Source organism: Pseudomonas sp. GL-RE-29 (assembly GCF_019947275.1).
In the GTDB taxonomy this organism is placed as follows: domain Bacteria; phylum Pseudomonadota; class Gammaproteobacteria; order Pseudomonadales; family Pseudomonadaceae; genus Aquipseudomonas; species Aquipseudomonas fluorescens_A.
Genome location: NZ_JAGYGD010000035.1, coordinates 48199 through 68163, shown reverse-complemented (window position 1 = coordinate 68163; position 19965 = coordinate 48199). Strand labels below are relative to the sequence as shown.

Genomic DNA, 19965 nt, shown 5'->3' with positions numbered 1-19965 from the left:
GCGATGGTGTGTCAGTCACATTGATTTCGACTGACACACCATCGCCAGCAAGCCGGCTCCTACAGGGGATTTACGCAACCCAAGGAGATTTGCGGATGACGTCGACAAAATTCATCGGCTTGAACCCCGGCTCCTGATCCACCAGCACATCCGTCTTCACGTTACCGAACGTGGTCTGCGGACGATGGCGCAAGCCGTCGGCGAAGGCGCAGATGATGCACTCCTTGAACCCTTCGCCCCGTGGATGCGCATGCACCACCGCTTCACGCTGCACGGTGGAAAACGCCGCGTAGTCCATGCCCAGCACGTCCATCTCAACACCGGCGGTCACCAGCGCGACGGTCGGCCGCAAGTGTTGTGGAACGCCCGGCGTAGTGTGCAAAGCAATCGATAGCCAGACCTGCTCGATATCGTCGTCACTAAACCCGAAAGGCTTGAGGAACGCTGCCGCCGCGTTGGCGCCATCGACTTCGAAACGTTCGTTGTCGCTGCGGTAACCTTCCACCAGGCCCAGGTCATGGAACATTGCACCGACATAAAGCAGCTCCGGATTGTAGGCCAGTTGCTTGCGCTCGCCGCTCAGCGCCCCGAACAGGAACACCCGGCGCGAGTGGTGATACAGCAAGTCGGATTCGATGTCGCGGATGTATTCGGTGGTGGCTTTGGCCAGCGCGCTGTCAGGGATTTTGATACCGGCAATGGTGGTGCTCATCGGAGATTCCTCGGGGTGAACGCCGTGGCGGCGCTGAGGAATCCAGTCTGTTCGCCGACCAGAAACCGGACAATCGATCGATGGCTGCGATCCCGGCCAATCCGGGTGCATATTGCGCCAACCTCGCTTGTTGGGACTGGATTGGCTAAGTTGGGTCGTGGCGAATGAGCTCTTGTGGCGAGGTAGCTTGCTCCCGCTGGGCTGCGAAGCGGCCCCAAATTCTGCAATCGAGATCTTCAGGTGCGGCGTGTCCGGAGGTTTTGCGACTGCTGCGCAGCCGAGCGGGAGCAAGCTCCCTCGCCACAGGTACGCGTTATTCCATAAAGGCCTTTCTAACCATGCAGAAAACCGTTGCCATCGTGGTGTTCACCGGCGTCCAGTCGCTGGATGTCACCGGCCCCATGGATGTGTTTTCCGAAGCCAATCGGTTCCTCGACTCCGAGGATCATTATCGGCTTGAGGTCATTGGTGTGCAGCGCGGAACGATGGCGTGTTCCAACGGTTTGTCACTGAACGCCCATCGACATTTCAGTGAAGCATTGCAGGCCTACGACTTGCTGTTGGTGGCGGGTGGCCCGCAGTTGCCGTTCATGGATTTCGGCGCCGCGTTCGATGCCTGGTTGCGCGATGCCTGCGCGCGGGCGCAGCGCTTCGGATCGATCTGTAACGGTGCATTCATGCTGGCGCGGGCGGGATTGCTGGAGGGGCGCACAGTGACCACTCATTGGGGGGATGCGGCGGCACTGGCGGCGTTGTGCCCAATGACGCGAGTCGAGGCTGATCGCTTGTACGTGCAGGACGCCGAGCTCTATACCTCGGCCGGGGTCACGGCGGGGATCGATTTGTCGTTGTTCTTGCTGGGACGCGACCACGGGCCGGAAGTCGCATTGAGCGTGGCCAAGCGACTGGTGGTGTTCACCCAGCGCTCGGGCGGCCAATCACAGTTCAGCCCGTTCCTCACGCCCCATGCCGAGCCGACCTCAGCGGTGGCGATGGTTCAGCACTATGTGTTGGCCAACCTCACCGGCGACCTGACCATCGCTGATCTGGCCAACGCCGCCAACATGAGCGCGCGCAATTTTTCCCGGGTGTTTGCCAAGGAGGCGAAAATCACCCCGGCCGAATTCGTCGAGCGGGCGAGGGTGGATGCGGCGCGGGTGATGCTGGAGAGCACCAGTTCACCGCTGAAGACCGTGGCCTACCAATGTGGCTTTCGCGATGCCCAGCATATGCGCAGTGTGTTCAACCGCAGGCTGGGCGTGACGCCGCAGCAGTTCAGGGTGAATTTTGCGGCGATGGTTTGATCCTGGATTTTGCGTTGGTATTTCGGGCCTCATCGCGGGCAAGCCCGCTCCCACAGGTTTTGGGTTGTTCGTAAAATTGTCGATCTACACCAGTCATTGTGGGAGCGGGCTTGCCCGCGATGAGGCCCTCCCAGTCAATCAGAATTTATGGTTTAGCGCGCCGGCAACAGCTTCAACGTACTGCGCGTATTAGCCGTCACCTCTTCATCATTGAGATGCGCCTGGTAGTAAACCCCTTCGATGTACGCTTCGGACTGATCGTCATAGTGACTGTCAAACGGCACGCCGCTCTGGCCGACCGGGTTGACGGTCAGGCTGTGGGCCGGGTCGGCGAAGTCGATCAGGCGCCGGGTCGATGGACCGTAAGTCACTGGCCATGGTGCCGGGCCAATCTTGGCCGAGAGGTTGTTCGGTACTTCATGAGTGCCGGGCGCCGCGAACGGGCCGACGTTGAAAATCCGCTCCAGCGGTTTTTGCTGCCCCAGCGGATGACCATGGGTCAGCGTGTGCGCCTTGCCCCACTGCCATTGCGCGAAATCTGTACCTAGCGTGGTTTTGAGATGAGCGATGCTGGCCTGCCATGCCGCCTTGACCGTATCGGCTCGGGTTTCCTTGCCGAGGGTGTTGCGGTTATCCCACCACGGAGAATCAGCATTCGCTGCGAGGCGTGGCAGCGCGGCGTCGATCACCCGGGTCGAGAGCAGCGTTTCGAAGAAGTCATTGCCCAACTCATCGTGCATGCTCGCGTCAGCCAGGTTGAACAGGAACTGGTTGAACAGCGTGGCATTGGTGGATTCCAGCGGATAGTCGCCTTTCCACTGGGCCAGTTGCTCCACCAGTTTCAGCTCGTCGGGATCGGTCACGACCGTGCGCAACACCGGCAGCAATGGCGCCAACAGTCGCGGACCATAGGCGGTGGTGGTGCCCAGTTGCAGCTTCTGGCTGGCGTCCAGATCCCACTTGATGTTCTTGTCGCTGAGCTGTTGATTGAGCTGCTGACCACGGTCGGCGAGGTTGTAGTAACCGGGGATTTCCATCCCTGTCGGCGATACCGGCTGGAAGTTGGCCGAGACGATATAGCCCCGCGCCGGGTTCTCTTCCTGCGGGTTGGCGCTGAACGGGTAGAACCCGTCCTTGTCGGCCTCGGCGGTGCTGCCGTCGAGGATGAACCACGGACGCACGCCCGCAGGTCGCTTGGGCAATTGCGCCGCCGCCCACCAGCCGATGTCGCCCTTGGCGTTGGCCCAGACGATGTTCAGGCCGGGCGCCTGGACCTTCGCCGCTGCCGTGCGAGCCTTGGCCAGGGTGTCGGCGCGGTTGAGCTGGTAGAAGCCTTCGATGATCGGGTTCTGGCTTTCGAGAAAGCCCCACCACATGGCGATCGGCGTCTTGCCAACGCCACTGCCCAGCGCATCGTTGACGATCGGGCCGTGGGGCGACTGGCGCAGCACCAGCGTCACCGGCGCCTGTCCCTTGACCGCGATCTGTTGTTCGCTGGTCACCATGTCCACCCACATGCCGCGATGCCAGACCTGATTGGGATTGTCCGGGTTGACCTTCTCGGCAATCAGGTCGAGGTCGTCGTTCTGGAACATGGTGATGCTCCAGCCGAAGTCGCGGTTCATGCCCAGCGAGGCGAATGGCATCAAGGCCTGATAGTGGCCGTAGAGTTCGAAACCCGGCGCCGAGAGCTGCGCTTCGTACCACACCGACGGCGCGGAAAAGCGGATGTGCGGATCACCGGCCAACAGTGGCTTGCCGCTTTTGGTACGGCTGCCGGCGACGACCCAGGCGTTGCTGCCCTCGAACTGCGGCAGGCCGTTGTCGGCCAGCGCCTGTTCGCTGAGGCGGGCGAGGGCGTTCAGATCCTTCCAGTCGTTGCTGGCCAGAGACAGTGCGGCGCCGCTTTGATGCTTGGCCAGTACGCCTTTGGGTTGCCATTCGAGATCGAAGACGTTCAGGTAGTCCGCGCCCAACTGATCGCGCACAAATGTCAGCAGCGGTTCGGTGCGGAACGCCGCGGCGAAACTGTAGGCCATGTAACCGGCGATGCTGATGGTGTCCTGGGCCGTGAACGGGCGCTTGGGAATGCCCAACACGTCGAACTCTACGGGTTTGGCGTGGGTGTCCTGATACTGGTTGATGCCATCCAGATAGGCTTGCAAGGCGATGAAGGCCGGCGATTGCTGGTCCAGTTTCGCCAGATAGGTTTCGGCACGTTCGCGGATCCGCAGGCTGCGCATCAGCTTGTCGGTGTCGAGCAGTTTCGGGCCCAGCACCTCGGCCAGTTCGCCCCGGGCGAGGCGGCGCAGGACTTCCATCTGGAACAGCCGGTCCTGGGCGTGGACATAGCCGAGGGCGCGGTACAGGTCGGTTTCGTTTTCGGCGCGGATGTGCGGGATGCCGCGCTCGTCGTAGCGCACGGTGACCGAACCTTGCAGGTGTTGCAGTTCCACCATGCCCTGGCGTGTCGGTTGCTTGCTGTAGACGTACCAGCCGCCTGCTGCGGCGAGCGCGACGATCAGCAAACCGAGAGCGGTCAGGCTACGTTTCATGGTGACTCCTTGTTGTTATAAGTGGCAGCTGTTCCTTGGTGCCACTGTTTAACACGGCGGGTCGATTTGGCCCATCGCCCGTAGGAGGGATTCGTATTGCGAGGTTTTTCCTCAGTCCGGCGTATCGACCGGCCAAGCGCAGTAACAACCCACTGCCAGTGTGTGCGTGGCACTCACTTCACGACCCTCGTTCAACGCTTGCAGTATTGGTTCGATAAAACTGTTACTCGAATTGCAGGTGAGGCCTTCGCTGTACGGTCCGAAGTAGGCCAGTTTGCCATTGCGATCCCAGATCGCCACGGCCGGGCTGGCGGGGATTTGCTCGGCCCCGGGCAGAACAGTGATGCTTTTCAGGTTGCTCAACGTGCTCGGCAATTGGCCGTGGCTGCCAGGTTTTTGCACCGAGTAGAACTCGACGCCTTGCGGCCCGTACTCCTCGACCAGCTCGCCGAGGTGCTGTTGATTGCCGACGTTGCACGGACAGGCCGGGTCCCAGAAATGCACGAGGCGGATGGCGCCGGGGCCGGCGAGTGTGTCGGGCAGGCGCAGCGGGTCGCCGGAGAACACCGCGGTATGCGAACTGAATGCCCGCAGATAGCGCCCTTGAAACCAGTCATAAGCCGCCCACAGCACCGCGACGCATATCAAGGCGAGCAGGCTGACAAACAGGGTGGATCGGACGGGCGAGCGCATGGGTTCACTCCTTGAAAGTCGGCTAGCTTGCCATGCTTGCCGCGACAGATGAATATCGCAGATCCATTAAGTCCGTTTCGCGCTCTGGAATCGTCCATGTCTGCCACCTTCGACCCTGATCATCTGCGCGCCAGCCTTCGGCCATTGGCGCAGGGGCAACCGTTGTCAGCGGAAGCACAGGCGTATCAGCGTTTTTATGGGCTGGATTTTTCGTCTCGCAATGTTCGCAGTGGCCTGGGGCGATTTCAGGTCGACGGTTATGAGGTGGTCAGCCAGGTCTGGTGGCCCGAGCGGGTGAAGGCGACGCTATTTGTGTTCCATGGTTTCTACGATCACACCGGGCTCTACCGGCACGTCATCGAGTGGGCGCTGGACCAGGGTTTTGCGGTGATTGCCTGCGACTTGCCGGGGCATGGTCTGTCCAGTGGCGAGCGGGCGAGCATCAAGGATTTCGCCGAGTATCAGGACACGTTGCAAGGCTTGTTCACGGAAGCGTTGTCTCTTGATCTGCCGCAACCGTGGCACTTGTGCGGGCAGAGCACGGGCGGGGCGATCGTCATCGATCATGTGCTCAATGCCGGGGCGAACAGTCCAGCCCAGGGCCAGGTGATTTTGTTGGCGCCGCTGGTACGACCGCGAGCGTGGGGCTGGTCGCAAATGAGCTATTACCTGCTCAGGCCTTTCGTCAAAGCCATCGCCCGGCGCTTCAGCGAGAACTCCAACGACCCGGATTTTTTGCCGTTCCTGCAAGCCGATCCGTTGCAACCGTTGCGGTTACCGACGGCTTGGGTGGGGGCGTTGGCGCGCTGGATCAAACGCGTCGAGGCCGCGCCGGTCAGCACCCGGCGGCCGCTGATTGTGCAGGGGCAGGCGGACATGACGGTGGATTGGGAGCATAACCTTGAGGTGTTGCGCGGCAAGTTTGATCGCCCGCAAGTGTTGATGCTGCCCGAGGCGCGGCATCATCTGGCGAATGAGGCGCTGGCGTTGCGGGGCGAGTATTTCGGGTTTTTGAGCAAGCGGATCAAGGGGCGGAATCTTTAGCGACCCCTATGGCCCTATCGCGGGCAAGCCCGCTCCCACAGGATTTGCGCAATCTCAACATTGACGCATGCCCTGTGGGAGCGGGCTTGCCCGCGATGGCGATTTATCAGGCGCCACAAATCACTGGGTCAGGTTGGAGGTGCTCTGCCCAACCGCCAACCCCGCCCGAATCGCCGCCAGCGCCGCCTGGTAATACGCCTTGCCCTCGGCCGACTCGGCAAAGGTCGCGAACTCTTCCAGCTCTTCATCCGACAGGTCACGATAGACATACAGCAGCGTGTTGTTCAGATCGCTACCGATCTGCTCCATCAAGCGCTGGCGCTGGCCGTTCAACATGCCTTGCGCCTGACCGGCTCCAAGCAGGCCGGGGATCATCGAACTCAGGCTGTCAGCGGCAACGCCGGCAATCGCCAGGCTGACTTCCGCGCCGGCCTCGCGAGCGGGCAGGGCCTGGGCAAGGTGGCCGATAATCAGCAGACGGCTGTCGCTGGCCGCCATCTTCGGCAAGCCCTTGGCATTTTTCGCCAGCTGATCGCGACGGGTCGCCAGCAATTCAGCGGCAACGATTTTTTTGCCTAACGGGGATTGGAAAAACGCCAGTGCCGGTTTCGGATCGGCAAGATTCTTGCGCAGTTGTGCTTCGGCACGCTGGTCAACGGCCTTGGGGTCGAAGCGCTGATTGCTGTTGTCGACCAATGCCTGGAACACCGCCGGTGGCAGGCTGCCCTGGTAGCGTTGCTGGGCGGCCGAGAGGGCGTCGTTGAAATGCGCGCGTTGTTCCGGCCAGCCGGCGACCTTGTACAACTGGTCGTGGCCGTCTGCCCAGGCGGGCAAAACGCAGAACATCAGCAGAGAGAAAAGCAAACGGCGCATAAGGACTCCTGTCAGCAGGCGACTATTCTCCGTGTGGCATAGGGACTTGTCGAGAATTCGTATCAACCCGCTGCGTGGCTCTGTCGGATTTCCAGGCGCAGGAATACTATGCGCGCCATGCAAATACCTTCTGATCACCCGCTGCTGTTACGAATCGTCGACGACCTGGCTGCCAACGGCTGGTCACAGCAGAATATTTTCCTTCCTCTGGATCTGACCCGAGCGCTGGCGGCCGAGTGCCGTAAACGTGCTGCCGAAGGTGAATTGGCCCCGGCGGCCGTGGGGCGTGGCCCGTCCTCGGAGATTCGCGAGGGCATTCGCGGCGATCACATCCAGTGGATCGAGCCCGGGCAGGTCGAGGCTTGCGACAGCTATCTGGGGTTGATGGACAGCCTGCGCGAGGCGATGAACCGTGGTCTGTTCCTGGGCCTGGAAGATTTCGAAAGCCATTTCGCGATGTATCCGCCCGGTGCGTTCTACCTCAAGCACGTCGACCGGTTTCGCGATGATGACCGGCGCATGGTGTCGGCGGTGGTCTACCTCAATGACGCCTGGCTGCCTGAACACGGTGGTCAGTTGCGCATGTACCTGGACGAGGGCGCGGAATACGATGTGGTGCCAACCGGTGGGTGCCTGGTGGTGTTCCTCTCGGGTGAGGTCCCTCACGAAGTATTACCCGCAACCCGCGAACGCCTGTCATTGACCGGCTGGTTCCGGCGTCGGGGCAACGAGCCGTTCTGATCATGCAGAAAATTCTGGTAAGCCGCTGTCTGCTCGGCCACCGCGTACGTTACGACGGCGGGGCCAGCGGGCCGTTCGATCAGCTTCAGACCTGGATTGATGAAGGTCGAGTGGTGCCGTTGTGCCCTGAAGTTGCCGGTGGCTTGCCGACACCGCGGGCGGCTGCGGAGATTCCCGGCGGGCAGGGCGCTGAAGTGCTTGTTGGTCAGGCGAAGGTGATTACGACCGAGGGCGAAGACGTCAGCGCGCAGTTTCTGTCGGGGGCTTATCAGGCGCTGGAACTGGTACGACAGCACGGCATCCGCATCGCGGTGCTCAAGGCCAACAGCCCATCCTGCGGCAATCTGCTGACCTATGACGGGACGTTCAGTGGGGTGAAGGTCAGCGGCGAGGGCGTGACAGCGGCGCTGCTCAAGCGCCATGGGGTGCAGGTGTTCAGTGAGTTGGAGCTGGCTGAAGCGGCCGCCGCTCTACAAAACTGACACCTCCCCTGTAGGAGCCGGCTTGCTGGCGATCGCGGTGCAACATTCAACGTTTATATTGATTGTCACAACGCTATCGCCAGCAAGCCGGCTCCTACAGTTGATGGTGGCGGTTTCAAGGTTTCAGCTGAGAAGCCGAGTCCGCCCCGAACCACTTATCCACCAGCTTTTCCATTCGGCCATCGGTCTTGATCCGTTGCAGCGCACTTTCCAGACTGGCGTGGAACGCAGGATTTCCCTTCTGAAACGGAATCGCCAGGTCAACGGCCGGGTTTGCCTTGGGCTTTTCTTCCGTCAGCGACTGCACCAGCAAAATGGATTGTGGTTCTTCTTTGTGCGCGATCAATTGCGCGTTGGTCTTGAGGTAAGGCTCGCTGAAGTCGAAACGATCCGTCAGCGCCGGGGTCTGTGTAATGTGATTGATGGCGACGTCGTATTTGCCGCTTTCCACTCCATTGAGCAGATCGCTGGCGTCGGTGACGACAAAGTCGGCCCGCACATCCAGCTCCTGGGCGAGCAGCTGACCCAATTCAACTTCGAAGCCTTCAAGCTTTTCGTCTTTCTTGAAGTTGAAGGGCGGTGTATTAGCCTCAATGGCAATGCGCAATTCGCCGCGGTCGTTCACGTCGTCAATCAGTTCGGCATGAGCCAACGGGCTCAAAAGGGGTAGCAGACAGATCAGGCCAGGCAGAAAGCGCATGGTCACTCCTTGAATTCATTATCGCGACGCTCTGGATCAGGCTCGCTTTGCTATGGTTGTCGAGTGCCTTCGACAACGATTGACCATGAAGTTGTCATGGTCACGCGGATTTTACGGAAAAACTGGAGAAGAGAATGAAAACCTTTATGTCACGTGCTGCTTTTGCTGGCCTGCTGATGGGCGTTTCGGTACTGGCCAGTGCGGCTACACCGGCCCCGAAAGGTGCAGAAGTACACATCGTTTCTCCCGCGGACGGGGCGACGGTTCCGCAGACGGTCGTGGTCAAGTTCGCCGTCAAGGACATTGCGCTGGCGCCAGCGGGTGATGTCACCAAGAACACCGGCCACCATCACTTGCTGATCGATGTCGACGAACTGCCGGCGGCCGGTCAGCCGATCCCGAACGATGCCAACCATTTGCACTTCGGCAAGGCGCAGACCCAGGCTGAAGTAAAGCTCACGCCGGGCAAGCACACCTTGCAACTGGAGTTGGGCGATAGCGGCCACATGCCGTTCGATCCGCCGATCGTTTCCGAGAAGATCACCGTCAATGTGAAATAAAAAAAGGGAGCCCCGAGGGGCTCCCTTTTTTACAGCTGCATTCTGCTCTTAGAACAGTACGCGACTACGGATGGTGCCGTTGACGTGTTGCAGCTTCTCTTGCGCCAGTTCCGAGTATTCGGCGTCTACGTCGATAACCACGTAGCCGACTTTCTCGTTGGTCTGCAGGAACTGACCGGAAATGTTGATGCCGTTTTCGGCGAAGACCTTGTTGATCTCGCTCATCACACCCGGAATGTTTTCGTGGATGTGCAACAGGCGGTGCTTGCCAGGGTGAGCCGGCAGGGCCACTTCCGGGAAGTTCACGGACGATACCGAAGTACCGTTGTCGCTGTACTTGACCAGTTTTTCCGCCACTTCCAGACCGATGTTGGCCTGCGCCTCGGCGGTGGAACCACCGATGTGCGGAGTCAGGATCACGTTGTCCAGGCCACGCAGCGGGCTCTCGAACTCTTCGTCGTTGGAGCGTGGCTCCACCGGGAATACGTCGATGGCGGCGCCGATCAGGTGCTTGTCCTTGATCGCAGCAGCCAGCTGATCCAGCTCGACCACGGTGCCGCGTGCGGCGTTGATCAGGATGCCGCCCTTCTTGATGGCGCGGATTTCTTTCTCGCCGATCATCCACTGGGTCGCAGCGGTTTCCGGAACGTGCAGGGTCACGATGTCGGACATCCCCAGCAGCTCGTGCAGGTTGCCGACCTGGGTGGCGTTACCCAGTGGCAGCTTGGTCACGGTGTCGTAGAAGTACACCTGCATGCCCAGGCCTTCAGCCAGGACCGACAGTTGAGTACCGATCGAGCCGTAGCCGACGATACCCAGCTTCTTGCCACGGATTTCGAAGGAGTTGGCCGCGCTCTTGATCCAGCCGCCACGGTGGCAGGAAGCGTTCTTCTCAGGGATGCCGCGCAGCAACAGGATCGCTTCGGCCAGTACCAGCTCGGCAACGGAGCGCGTGTTGGAGTACGGGGCGTTGAACACGGCGATGCCGCGCTCGCGAGCCGCACTCAGGTCGACCTGGTTGGTGCCGATGCAGAAACAGCCGACAGCCACCAGCTTCTTCGCGTGATCGAAGATCTCTTCGGTCAGTTGAGTGCGGGAGCGAATGCCGATGAAGTGAGCATCAGCGATCTTTTCCTTGAGCTGGGCTTCCGGCAGAGAACCTGTGAGGTACTCGATGCTGGTGTAGCCCGCCGCCTTGAGGACGTCGACAGCCGATTGGTGGACGCCTTCGAGAAGAAGGAACTTGATCTTGCTCTTATCGAGAGAAGTCTTGCTCATCTGCGTAAACCTGTATCCCGGAGAAAAATGGCAGGAAGTAGCCAGCAGACGCTGACCCGGACGACAAGAATGCCGTCGCCGCAGAACAGCCGTTGGGCACTATGCTGCGGGGTCGGTATGCTAGCATATGCACCCCGCTAAACACTCATTCCTGCGACGTGAAGCGTTCTCAGGATGACCATGAATTGTTCGAGAGTTCTGTCGATGACCAATCCTGCCTTGATTGAAGAGCTGAAGACCCTGGTTGAGCCTGGCAAGGTGCTGACCGATGCCGACTCCCTGAATGCTTACGGTAAGGATTGGACCAAGCATTTCGCCCCGGCCCCAACCGCCATCGTGTTCCCGAAGACCACCGAGCAGGTCCAGGCCATTGTCCTGTGGGCCAATAAACACAACGTCGCGCTGGTGCCGTCCGGCGGTCGTACCGGGCTTTCTGCCGCTGCTGTGGCCGCCAATGGCGAAGTGGTCGTGTCGTTCGACTACATGAACCAGATCCTCGACGTGAACCTCACCGACCGCACCGCCGTTTGTCAGCCGGGCGTGGTCACCAAGCAGTTGCAGAACGTCGCTGAAGAAAAAGGCTTGTACTACCCGGTTGACTTCGCCTCGTCCGGATCGAGCCAGATTGGCGGCAATATCGGCACTAATGCCGGCGGGATCAAGGTCATTCGCTACGGCATGACCCGTAACTGGGTCGCCGGCATGAAAGTCGTCACCGGCAAGGGCGACGTGCTGGAACTGAATCGCGACCTGATCAAGAACGCCACCGGTTACGACATGCGTCAGCTGTTCATCGGCGCCGAAGGTACCCTCGGTTTCGTCGTTGAAGCGACCATGCGCCTCGACCGCGCGCCGAAAAACCTCACCGCCATGGTCCTCGGCACCGCCGATTTCGACTCGATCATGCCGGTGCTGCATGCCTTCCAGAGCAAGCTTGACCTGACGGCCTTCGAATTTTTCTCCGACAAGGCCCTGGCCAAGGTCATGGGGCGCGGCGACGTTCCGGCGCCGTTCGAAACCGATTGCCCGTTCTACGCGCTGCTGGAATTCGAAGCGACCACCGAAGAAGTGGCCAACCATGCCCTGGAAACCTTCGAGCACTGCGTCGAGCAGGGCTGGGTACTTGACGGCGTGATGAGTCAGAGCGAAACCCAACTGCAAAACCTGTGGAAGCTGCGCGAATACATCTCCGAAACCATTTCCCACTGGACGCCGTACAAAAACGACATTTCGGTCACCGTATCGAAAGTCCCGGCGTTCCTGAAGGAAATCGACGCGATTGTCGGCGAACATTACCCGGACTTCGAAATTGTCTGGTTCGGCCACATCGGCGACGGCAACCTGCACTTGAACATTCTCAAGCCGGATAACCTGAGCAAGGACGAGTTCTTCGCCAAGTGTGCCACCGTCAACAAGTGGGTGTTCGAAACCGTCGAGAAGTACAACGGTTCGATTTCCGCCGAACACGGCGTGGGCATGACCAAGCGTGATTACTTGACCTACAGCCGTTCGCCGGTTGAGATCGAGTACATGAAAGCCGTCAAAGCGGTGTTCGACCCGAACGGCATCATGAACCCGGGCAAGATTTTCGCTGTTTGATTTTCTAACTTAAGTGCAGGAAAGCAGGAGTCGGTAATGAGCTATCAGCACCAGTATGTCGACGGTACGCGTATTCACTTCCCGTTGGGGAAAGTGGTGTGCATTGGCCGTAACTACGCCGAACACGCCAAGGAACTGGACAATCCGGTGCCGACCGAGCCGCTGCTGTTCATCAAGCCAGGCAGTTGTGTGGTGCCGCTGGAAGGTGGTTTCAGCATTCCGACCGAGCGCGGTTCGGTGCATTACGAAGCGGAAATCGCGGTGTTGATCGGCAAACCTTTGTCGACCAAACCGAGCCGTGAAGAAGTGCTGGATGCCATCTCCGGTTTCGCTCCGGCCCTGGACCTGACCCTGCGCGACAAGCAAGCCGAGCTGAAATCCAAGGGTTTGCCGTGGGAAATCGCCAAGTCCTTCGACGGTGCAGCAGTGATTGCCCCGTTCGTGTCCGGCAGCACCTTCGCTGACCTGACCGACATCGGCATTCGCCTGACCATCAACGGCGAAGTGCGCCAGGACGGTAACAGCAGCGCGATGCTCAACCCGATCGTGCCGATGATCCAGCACATGGCCGGCTGCTTCTCGCTGCAGGCCGGCGACGTGATTCTCACCGGTACGCCAGTGGGCGTTGGCCCGCTGAATGTCGGTGATGAAATCGTTCTGGAACTGCCAGGCGCCAGCAGCTTCACCAGCAGCGTTCGCTAAGCCAATACAAAACCCTGTAGGAGCTGGCTTGCCAGCGATGAGGCCCTTACATTCAACATTCACGTTGACTGTTACACCGCCATCGCTGGCAAGCCAGCTCCTACAGGGTTGTTGTTCTGCCTGCACAGGGCAATCCCGCCATTTCCCGTTTTTTTCACATCGAGTCTGGATAATTCTCGCGCTTTCGGCGTCTGAGCCGACCTCAATTGTGCTATTACCCATAGCCTGAATTTCTGGAAGCGTTCCCTCGATGGCCACCCAACCCCTGCCCACGCTTAAAACTGCCCGCCGCTCGCGCTTCGCCATGCGTTGGTATTCCTGGCTTTTGCTGGTCGCCGCCGCATACGGCCTCGCGTTTGCCATGCATTGGGATGACCGTGGCGTGCTCTGGGTGAAGGAGCGTTTTGAAAGCCCTGCCGAGCGTCAGGAGAGTGTCTGGTTGCCGGATTACCAGGTGGTGATCGACGCCAAGCCACTCCCGGGCATGGAAAAAGACGAGGCGTCGGACATTGCCTACGACTCTCAGACCAAGACCCTGTTTTCGGTCATGGGCAAGAATCCGTTCCTCGCCGAGTTGTCTTTGCAGGGCGATGTGTTGCGCAAGATGCCACTGGTGGGATGGAGCAACCCGGAAGGGGTGACTGTGCTGGGCAACGGTTTGCTGGCGATTGTCGATGAGCGCGAACACTTTATCTCGATCGTCAAAGTTGATGCCGATACCCGTGAGCTGAATATCGCCGACTTCCCTAAATACGATCTCGGCCCGTCGAAAGACCAGAACAAGGCCTTCGAAGCCATCACCTTTGACCCGCGCAATCAGCAACTGCTGCTGGGTGAAGAGCGTCCACCGGCGCTCTTCACCTGGAAAAGTGACGGTAGCCAAATGCTGACCGGAGACAAGCAAAAGCTTGCCAGCGATGAGCTGGACATCCGCAACCTGTCAGCCTTGGCCATCGATCCCCGGACCGGTCACACCCTGGTGTTGTCCGCCGATTCACACCTGTTGCTGGAGTTGGACGAGAAGGGCGAGCAGGTCAGTTTCATGGCCCTGCTCGGTGGCTTGAATGGCCTGAAAAAGACCATCCCCCGCGCCGAAGGCGTGACCATGGATGAAAACGGTACGCTGTACTTCGTGAGCGAGCCAAACCTGTTTTACCGTTTCGAAAAACAGAAATAGTCGTCGTCGGTTGTAGGTGATTTGGCCATTGGTTGTAGGAACGGGCGAATGGCCATTAAGCTTCAATTCAGACAGGCGTGATATTTCATCCGCCTGTTTTGATTCCGAGCCCGCCCGAATGCGTCGACTTGCCCGTCCCAAACCCCTGATGCTCATCTTTGCGGTGATTGCCCTGATCGTGTTGATTGCGATCGGCCAATACCTGCGCCTGTTTGAGCGAGCCTGGTTCAATTTGCACACGCTTTGGCAGCCGTTGAGCACGCAGTCCATTGGCCTGGACCAGTATCAGGTGACCGTGGAGGCGCAAGTCATCGAAGGTCTGGACGACGATGTTTCAGCACTGACCTACGACCCGGTGCGCAAAAGCCTGTTCACCGTCACCAATCAAAATTCCGAGCTGATCGAGTTGTCCCTCGACGGCAAGATCTTGCGCCGTGTCGCCCTGGTTGGTTTTGGCGACCCTGAAGCCGTTGAATTCATCAGCGCCGACACCTACGTCATCACCGACGAGTATCAGCAGCGCCTGATCAAGATTCATCTGGAACATGACACCACTTTCCTCGACGCGGCGGACGCCGAGCAAATGACCCTCGGCGTGCACATGAGCAGCAACAAGGGGTTCGAAGGCTTGGCCTACGATTCGGTGGGCAAGCGCCTGTTCGTCGCCAAGGAGCGCGACCCGATGCTGATCTACGAAGTGCACGGGTTTCCGCATTTCAATCCGGAAAAATCCTACGCGGTGCACGTGATCAACAACCCCAAGCGTGACGCGGGGATGTTCGTGCGCGACCTGTCGAGCCTGCAATACGACGAGCGCAGCGGCCACTTGCTGGCGCTGTCCGACGAGTCGCGGCTGATTCTGGAGCTGGATGTGGACGGGCGACCGTTGAGCACCATGTCGCTGAACAAGGGGCGTCAAGGATTGCAAAAGACCGTGCCGCAAGCGGAAGGCATCGCCATGGATGACGATGGAACGATGTATCTGGTGAGCGAGCCGAATCTGTTTTACGTCTTCAAAAAACCACTGCAAAACTGACAGCACCACAAAATCCTGTGGGAGCGGGCTCGCCCGCGATGAGGCCATCACATTCAACATCAATGTTGACTCGTAGGCCGCCATCGCGGGCAAGCCCGCTCCCACAGTGGATTTGCGTGTTCGTTACTGAGCGCGCAGGGTCTTCACCCCTTCACTGGTCCCCAGCAACAACAAATCCGCCGGACGCGCCGCGAACAAACCATTGGTGACCACGCCGACGATCGCATTGATTTGCGTCTCCAGCTCCACCGGGTTGGTGATCTGCAGGTTGAACACGTCGAGGATGATGTTGCCGTTGTCGGTCAGCACGCCTTCGCGGTAGACCGGGTCGCCGCCGAGCTTCACCAGTTGGCGAGCCACGTGGCTGCGGGCCATCGGGATTACTTCCACCGGCAGCGGGAACGCGCCGAGGACCGGCACCAGTTTGCTGGCGTCGGCGATGCAAATGAAAGTCTTGGCCACGGCCGCAACGATCTTCTCGCGGGTCAGGGCTGCGCCACCGCCCTTGATCAGGTTCAGGTGCTCGTCGCTTTCATCGGCGCCATCGACGTAGAACTCCAGGTCGCTGACGGTGTTCAGTTCGTACACCGGAATCCCGTGGCCCTTGAGGCGCGCGGCGGTGGCTTCGGAACTGGCAACCGCGCCATCGAATGCACCCTTGTGCTGGGCCAGGGCGTCGATGAAGCAGTTGGCGGTGGAGCCGGTGCCGACACCGACGATGCTCTTGTCGTCGAGTTTCGGGAGGATGAAGTCGACGGCGGCCTGAGCCACTGCCTGTTTGAGTTGATCCTGGGTCATGCGGGCTCCGAGGTGCCGAAGAGGGGAAACGAAAGGCCAGCATTATAGGCTTCAGGGGTGGGAAGGTCATTGCCCGATTGGCGGGCGGCATAGATTGGCTTTTGTGGCGAGGGAGCTTGCTCCCGCTCGGCTGCGCAGCAGTCGTAAACCCTGTGCATGCGGTGTGTCTGAAAGAATGGGGGGGACCGCTTCGCGCTCCAGCGGGAGCAAGCTCCCTCGTCACAGTGTGCGTGCCGGCCTTAAAACCACCTGTTTAGTGTGGTCGCCCGCCCAAAAGCCGGGTTAGACTCCTTGGCCCTGCCCAACTCGCTCAGTGATGCTTTCCGATGCTTGAACAGTACGTCAAAAAGATCCTCACCTCGCGCGTTTATGACGTTGCCGTAGAAACCCCATTGCAGACTGCCCGTCAGCTCTCTGAGCGGCTGGGCAATGAAATCTGGCTCAAGCGCGAAGACTTGCAGCCGGTGTTCTCGTTCAAGATTCGCGGCGCTTACAACAAGCTCACGCAGCTGAGCGATGAAGAACGCGCCCGTGGCGTGGTCACCGCGTCGGCGGGCAACCATGCGCAAGGCCTGGCCCTGGCGGCCAAGGTGTTGGGCGTGAAAGCGACCATCGTCATGCCCAAGACCACGCCGGAAATCAAAGTCGAAGGCGTGCGTTCGCGCGGTGGCAAAGTGGTGCTTCACGGCGATTCGTTCCCGGAAGCCCTGGCCTACTCGCTGAAACTGGTCGACGAAAAAGGCTACGTCTACATTCACCCCTATGACGATCCCCACACCATTGCCGGGCAGGGCACGGTGGCCATGGAGATTCTGCGTCAGCACCCTGGGCGTCTGGATGCGATATTCGTCCCGGTGGGCGGCGGCGGGCTGATCGCCGGCATCGCGGCGTATGTCAAATACCTGCGCCCGGACATCAAGATCATCGGCGTCGAACCGGACGACTCGAACTGCCTGCAAGTCGCCATGGCCGCGGGTGAGCGCGTGGTGCTGCCGACCGTAGGCATCTTCGCCGACGGCGTGGCCGTGGCGCAGATCGGCCAGCACACCTTCGATATCTGCAAAGATTATGTCGACGAAGTGATCACGGTCAGCACCGATGAGATCTGCGCCGCGATCAAGGACATCTACGACGATACCCGCTCAATCACTGAGCCGGCCGGCGCCCTGGGTGTAGCCGGGATCAAGAAGTACGTCGAGCAGCGCGGTGTTACCGGTCACACCTTCGTGGCCATCGACTCCGGCGCCAACGTCAATTTCGATCGCTTGCGCCACGTGGCCGAGCGCGCCGAGCTGGGCGAAGGCCGTGAAGCGATCATCGCCGTGACCATCCCCGAGAAACCGGGCAGCTTCAAGGCGTTCTGCGAAGCCATCGGCAAGCGTCAGATCACTGAATTCAACTACCGCTACAACACCGGCAGCGAAGCGCACATCTTCGTTGGCGTGCAGACGCATCCGGATACCGACCCGCGCAGTGCGCTGATTGCCAGCCTCGGCGAGCAGGGTTTCCCGGTCGTCGACCTGACCGACAACGAACTGGCCAAGTTGCACATTCGTCACATGGTCGGTGGCCGTGCGGCGCATGTGGTCGATGAAGTGATCCTGCGCTTCGAATTCCCGGAGCGTCCGGGGGCGTTGTTCAACTTCCTCAACAAGCTCGGCGGGCGCTGGAACATCTCGATGTTCCACTACCGCAACCATGGCGCGGCGGATGGGCGCGTGGTCGCGGGCCTGCAAGTGCCCCACGATGAACGTCATCTGGTGCCCGCAGCGCTGGAAGAAATCGGCTACCCGTACTGGGACGAAACCGACAACCCGGCCTATCAGCTGTTTCTTGGCTGAACGGCTACGCTGATGGGCAAGGCATAAGGAATTCGAACCATGGAAACGTTAACGGCCCTGAAAATGGCGCACACCGCGGCGACGGCAATATTGTTGGGCTGTGCGCTGGGCTTGGGCATATGGGTCTGGCAAACGCGGCGCACTGGCGATGCGACGGCAGGAAGCCGAACCCTGCAGAGGCCGCGGGTGTTCGTCTGGCTGTTGATGGGGTTGGCGCTGCTGAGCATGCCGTTTACCGGCTGGGGGATGGTGCACCTGGTGGGCTGGCCGCTGGGGCAGACCTGGCTTTTGGCGTCGAGCGTGCTTTACACCGTGGCGGCCCTGGCGTGGTTCTGGTTGCTGGTGCGGCTCAACAAATTGCGCAAGGCGCCGGGTGGGGCGGGGAAATTTACCTTGGCCTTGGCGGTGTTCAGCTTTGTCTGCTTTATCGCGATTGCCGGGTTGATGGGTGCCAAGCCGGTTTAGACCGCGTTGCTGCAATCGCTGGCAAGCCAGCTCCCACAGTGAGCTTCAGTGAACACAGATTTTGTGAACACCCGAGAAACCTGTGGGAGCTGGCTTGCCAGCGATGGCGTCTTCAATCGCGCAGACTGATCACCGGCCACCCACGCTTCTCGGCCTCGGCCCGCAAATTCGGATCAGGATCAACCGCCACCGGATTCGCCACCTGCTCCAGCAACGGCAAATCATTCATCGAGTCGCTATAGAAGTAGCTGTCTTCCAGCGAAAACCCGGTCTCTTCCAGCCAACGATTCAACCTCGTCACCTTGCCTTCACGGAAGCACGGCACATCAGTGCTGCGCCCGGTATAGCGACCGTCCTGCATTTCGCATTCGGTGGCGATCAGGGTTTCGACGCCCAGGCGCACGGCAATCGGGCCGGTCACGAAGCGGTTGGTGGCGGTGATGATCACCAGTTTGTCGCCGGCATCGCGGTGCTTGGCCAGCAGTTCGATGGCCTTGGGCAACACAATCGGCTCAATGCAGTCGCGCATGTAGTCGCTGTGCCACTGATCCAGCGTGGCCATTTCGGTGCGGCCGAGCACTTCCAGGCAGAAGTTCAGGTAGGCGGCGTTATCCAGCTTGCCGGCCAGGTAGTCCTGATAGAACTCGTCGTTACGGGTCTTGTAGGCGACGGCGTCGAGGAAGCCGCGCTCACAAAGGTAATCGCCCCAGGCGTGGTCGCTGTCGCCGCCCAGAAGCGTGTTGTCCAAGTCGAATAAAGCCAGCCGCATTGCAGTTACTCGCTGAAAAGTCTGTAGAAAGGCGTCCAGAATACGGACTTTTCACAAGAGTGCACATAAGGTAGGCCGGCGCGTTGCTGCCTTCACAACCTTTGTGGAACAATGCGGCGACATGCGTTTGCGAGGTTGTTGCCGTGATCGACCCCGATGGTTTCCGTCCTAATGTCGGGATCATTCTCACGAATGATGCCGGACAGGTGCTATGGGCTCGCCGTATCAATCAAGATGCCTGGCAGTTTCCTCAAGGCGGGATCAACCCCCAGGAGACGCCGGAAGACGCCTTGTACCGCGAGTTGAACGAAGAAGTGGGCCTGGAGCGCGAAGATGTTGAAATTCTCGCCTGCACCCGGGGCTGGTTGCGCTATCGTTTGCCGCAACGTCTGGTCCGTACCCACAGCCAACCGCTGTGCATCGGCCAGAAACAGAAATGGTTTCTCCTGCGCCTGATCTCCAACGAGCAGCGGGTGCGGATGGATTTGACCGGTAAACCGGAATTCGATGGCTGGCGCTGGGTCAGCTATTGGTATCCGTTGGGCCAGGTGGTGACATTCAAGCGCGAGGTTTATCGCCGCGCTCTCAAAGAGCTTGCCCCGCGCCTTTTAGCGCGCGACTGACGACGGAGTTCGA

Annotated in this window: 20 protein-coding genes; 12 read left to right on the top strand and 8 right to left on the bottom strand. The window is 59.9% G+C overall.

Annotation, left to right across the window (positions count from 1 at the left end):
• Positions 1-70 precede the first annotated feature (70 nt).
• Positions 71-712, bottom strand: a complete 642-nt coding sequence (locus KGB21_RS24110) for an HD domain-containing protein (RefSeq protein WP_223506937.1) — start codon at positions 710-712, stop codon at positions 71-73.
• 338 nt (positions 713-1050) lie between these two features.
• On the opposite strand from KGB21_RS24110, the gene KGB21_RS24105 reads away from it, so the two are divergent.
• Positions 1051-2016: a GlxA family transcriptional regulator gene (locus tag KGB21_RS24105; RefSeq protein ID WP_223506936.1), complete on the top strand. Its 966-nt coding sequence runs from the start codon at positions 1051-1053 to the stop codon at positions 2014-2016.
• Positions 2017-2168: 152 nt separating this feature from the next.
• On the opposite strand, the gene KGB21_RS24100 is transcribed toward KGB21_RS24105, so the two are convergent.
• Both KGB21_RS24100 and KGB21_RS24095 read right to left on the bottom strand, forming a co-directional pair.
• The gene (locus KGB21_RS24100) at positions 2169-4571 is read right to left on the bottom strand and encodes a penicillin acylase family protein (RefSeq protein ID WP_223506935.1); all 2403 of its coding nucleotides are present in this window, start codon (positions 4569-4571) and stop codon (positions 2169-2171) included.
• A 111-nt stretch (positions 4572-4682) separates the two neighbouring features.
• On the bottom strand, positions 4683-5264 hold the full coding sequence (locus tag KGB21_RS24095; protein WP_223506934.1) for a DUF6436 domain-containing protein: 582 nt from the start codon (positions 5262-5264) through the stop codon (positions 4683-4685).
• 96 nt (positions 5265-5360) lie between these two features.
• Here KGB21_RS24095 and KGB21_RS24090 point away from each other — a divergent pair, with 96 nt between their 5' ends.
• On the top strand, positions 5361-6308 hold the full coding sequence (locus tag KGB21_RS24090) for an alpha/beta hydrolase (RefSeq protein ID WP_223506933.1): 948 nt from the start codon (positions 5361-5363) through the stop codon (positions 6306-6308).
• Positions 6309-6428: 120 nt separating this feature from the next.
• Here KGB21_RS24090 and KGB21_RS24085 read toward each other — a convergent pair whose 3' ends face one another.
• Positions 6429-7181 carry a DUF2059 domain-containing protein gene (locus KGB21_RS24085; protein WP_223506932.1) on the bottom strand — a complete coding sequence of 251 codons (753 nt, stop codon included), beginning with the start codon at positions 7179-7181 and terminating at the stop codon, positions 6429-6431.
• Between the two features lie 108 nt (positions 7182-7289).
• Between KGB21_RS24085 and KGB21_RS24080 the strand changes: the two genes are divergently transcribed.
• Positions 7290-7922: a 2OG-Fe(II) oxygenase gene (locus KGB21_RS24080; RefSeq protein ID WP_223506931.1), complete on the top strand. Its 633-nt coding sequence runs from the start codon at positions 7290-7292 to the stop codon at positions 7920-7922.
• A gap of 2 nt (positions 7923-7924) precedes the next feature.
• Positions 7925-8404 carry a DUF523 domain-containing protein gene (locus KGB21_RS24075; RefSeq protein WP_223506930.1) on the top strand — a complete coding sequence of 160 codons (480 nt, stop codon included), beginning with the start codon at positions 7925-7927 and terminating at the stop codon, positions 8402-8404.
• Between the two features lie 115 nt (positions 8405-8519).
• On the opposite strand, the gene KGB21_RS24070 is transcribed toward KGB21_RS24075, so the two are convergent.
• A complete protein-coding gene (locus KGB21_RS24070; protein ID WP_034147606.1) occupies positions 8520-9104 on the bottom strand; it encodes a transporter substrate-binding domain-containing protein in 585 nt (194 codons plus the stop codon).
• Positions 9105-9238: 134 nt separating this feature from the next.
• On the opposite strand from KGB21_RS24070, the gene KGB21_RS24065 reads away from it, so the two are divergent.
• Positions 9239-9664: a DUF4399 domain-containing protein gene (locus KGB21_RS24065; RefSeq protein WP_034147605.1), complete on the top strand. Its 426-nt coding sequence runs from the start codon at positions 9239-9241 to the stop codon at positions 9662-9664.
• A gap of 48 nt (positions 9665-9712) precedes the next feature.
• Here the strand turns inward: KGB21_RS24065 and serA are convergent, their stop codons facing one another.
• Positions 9713-10942 (bottom strand): phosphoglycerate dehydrogenase, encoded by a 1230-nt coding sequence (gene serA / locus KGB21_RS24060; RefSeq protein WP_034147604.1) that lies wholly within the window; start codon positions 10940-10942, stop codon positions 9713-9715.
• A gap of 204 nt (positions 10943-11146) precedes the next feature.
• Between serA and KGB21_RS24055 the strand changes: the two genes are divergently transcribed.
• The 4 genes from KGB21_RS24055 to KGB21_RS24040 all read left to right on the top strand — a co-directional run bounded on the left by KGB21_RS24055 (position 11147) and on the right by KGB21_RS24040 (position 15456).
• Positions 11147-12541 carry an FAD-binding oxidoreductase gene (locus KGB21_RS24055; protein WP_034147603.1) on the top strand — a complete coding sequence of 465 codons (1395 nt, stop codon included), beginning with the start codon at positions 11147-11149 and terminating at the stop codon, positions 12539-12541.
• Positions 12542-12577: 36 nt separating this feature from the next.
• The gene (locus KGB21_RS24050) at positions 12578-13243 is read left to right on the top strand and encodes a fumarylacetoacetate hydrolase family protein (RefSeq protein ID WP_008026071.1); all 666 of its coding nucleotides are present in this window, start codon (positions 12578-12580) and stop codon (positions 13241-13243) included.
• 250 nt (positions 13244-13493) lie between these two features.
• Complete coding sequence (locus tag KGB21_RS24045) at positions 13494-14420, top strand: SdiA-regulated domain-containing protein (RefSeq protein WP_223506929.1); 927 nt, start codon at positions 13494-13496, stop codon at positions 14418-14420.
• A 118-nt stretch (positions 14421-14538) separates the two neighbouring features.
• Positions 14539-15456 carry an SdiA-regulated domain-containing protein gene (locus KGB21_RS24040; RefSeq protein ID WP_034147601.1) on the top strand — a complete coding sequence of 306 codons (918 nt, stop codon included), beginning with the start codon at positions 14539-14541 and terminating at the stop codon, positions 15454-15456.
• 123 nt (positions 15457-15579) lie between these two features.
• Here KGB21_RS24040 and rpiA read toward each other — a convergent pair whose 3' ends face one another.
• A complete protein-coding gene (gene rpiA / locus KGB21_RS24035) occupies positions 15580-16254 on the bottom strand; it encodes a ribose-5-phosphate isomerase RpiA (RefSeq protein ID WP_034147600.1) in 675 nt (224 codons plus the stop codon).
• Between the two features lie 326 nt (positions 16255-16580).
• Between rpiA and ilvA the strand changes: the two genes are divergently transcribed.
• Both ilvA and KGB21_RS24025 read left to right on the top strand, forming a co-directional pair.
• Positions 16581-18095: a threonine ammonia-lyase, biosynthetic gene (gene ilvA / locus KGB21_RS24030; RefSeq protein ID WP_034147599.1), complete on the top strand. Its 1515-nt coding sequence runs from the start codon at positions 16581-16583 to the stop codon at positions 18093-18095.
• A 39-nt stretch (positions 18096-18134) separates the two neighbouring features.
• Positions 18135-18560 carry a DUF2269 domain-containing protein gene (locus tag KGB21_RS24025; RefSeq protein WP_034147598.1) on the top strand — a complete coding sequence of 142 codons (426 nt, stop codon included), beginning with the start codon at positions 18135-18137 and terminating at the stop codon, positions 18558-18560.
• A 112-nt stretch (positions 18561-18672) separates the two neighbouring features.
• On the opposite strand, the gene KGB21_RS24020 is transcribed toward KGB21_RS24025, so the two are convergent.
• On the bottom strand, positions 18673-19329 hold the full coding sequence (locus KGB21_RS24020) for an HAD family hydrolase (protein WP_223506928.1): 657 nt from the start codon (positions 19327-19329) through the stop codon (positions 18673-18675).
• Between the two features lie 143 nt (positions 19330-19472).
• Here KGB21_RS24020 and KGB21_RS24015 point away from each other — a divergent pair, with 143 nt between their 5' ends.
• Complete coding sequence (locus tag KGB21_RS24015) at positions 19473-19952, top strand: RNA pyrophosphohydrolase (RefSeq protein WP_007897732.1); 480 nt, start codon at positions 19473-19475, stop codon at positions 19950-19952.
• Positions 19953-19965: the final 13 nt, after the last annotated feature.

Excerpts from the sequence above, each read along its gene's own strand:
- KGB21_RS24080 (WP_223506931.1), top strand. The coding sequence starts at position 7,290 with ATGCGCGCCATGCAAATACCTTCTGATCACCCGCTGCTGTTACGAATC.
- KGB21_RS24055 (WP_034147603.1), top strand. The coding sequence starts at position 11,147 with ATGACCAATCCTGCCTTGATTGAAGAGCTGAAGACCCTGGTTGAGCCT.
- KGB21_RS24045 (WP_223506929.1), top strand. The coding sequence starts at position 13,494 with ATGGCCACCCAACCCCTGCCCACGCTTAAAACTGCCCGCCGCTCGCGC.
- KGB21_RS24095 (WP_223506934.1), bottom strand. The coding sequence starts at position 5,264 with ATGCGCTCGCCCGTCCGATCCACCCTGTTTGTCAGCCTGCTCGCCTTG.
- KGB21_RS24040 (WP_034147601.1), top strand. The coding sequence starts at position 14,539 with ATGCGTCGACTTGCCCGTCCCAAACCCCTGATGCTCATCTTTGCGGTG.
- KGB21_RS24050 (WP_008026071.1), top strand. The coding sequence starts at position 12,578 with ATGAGCTATCAGCACCAGTATGTCGACGGTACGCGTATTCACTTCCCG.
- KGB21_RS24100 (WP_223506935.1), bottom strand. The coding sequence starts at position 4,571 with ATGAAACGTAGCCTGACCGCTCTCGGTTTGCTGATCGTCGCGCTCGCC.
- KGB21_RS24105 (WP_223506936.1), top strand. The coding sequence starts at position 1,051 with ATGCAGAAAACCGTTGCCATCGTGGTGTTCACCGGCGTCCAGTCGCTG.
- KGB21_RS24025 (WP_034147598.1), top strand. The coding sequence starts at position 18,135 with ATGGAAACGTTAACGGCCCTGAAAATGGCGCACACCGCGGCGACGGCA.
- serA (WP_034147604.1), bottom strand. The coding sequence starts at position 10,942 with ATGAGCAAGACTTCTCTCGATAAGAGCAAGATCAAGTTCCTTCTTCTC.
- KGB21_RS24090 (WP_223506933.1), top strand. The coding sequence starts at position 5,361 with ATGTCTGCCACCTTCGACCCTGATCATCTGCGCGCCAGCCTTCGGCCA.
- ilvA (WP_034147599.1), top strand. The coding sequence starts at position 16,581 with ATGCTTGAACAGTACGTCAAAAAGATCCTCACCTCGCGCGTTTATGAC.
- KGB21_RS24075 (WP_223506930.1), top strand. The coding sequence starts at position 7,925 with ATGCAGAAAATTCTGGTAAGCCGCTGTCTGCTCGGCCACCGCGTACGT.
- KGB21_RS24070 (WP_034147606.1), bottom strand. The coding sequence starts at position 9,104 with ATGCGCTTTCTGCCTGGCCTGATCTGTCTGCTACCCCTTTTGAGCCCG.
- KGB21_RS24085 (WP_223506932.1), bottom strand. The coding sequence starts at position 7,181 with ATGCGCCGTTTGCTTTTCTCTCTGCTGATGTTCTGCGTTTTGCCCGCC.
- KGB21_RS24020 (WP_223506928.1), bottom strand. The coding sequence starts at position 19,329 with ATGCGGCTGGCTTTATTCGACTTGGACAACACGCTTCTGGGCGGCGAC.
- rpiA (WP_034147600.1), bottom strand. The coding sequence starts at position 16,254 with ATGACCCAGGATCAACTCAAACAGGCAGTGGCTCAGGCCGCCGTCGAC.
- KGB21_RS24110 (WP_223506937.1), bottom strand. The coding sequence starts at position 712 with ATGAGCACCACCATTGCCGGTATCAAAATCCCTGACAGCGCGCTGGCC.
- KGB21_RS24065 (WP_034147605.1), top strand. The coding sequence starts at position 9,239 with ATGAAAACCTTTATGTCACGTGCTGCTTTTGCTGGCCTGCTGATGGGC.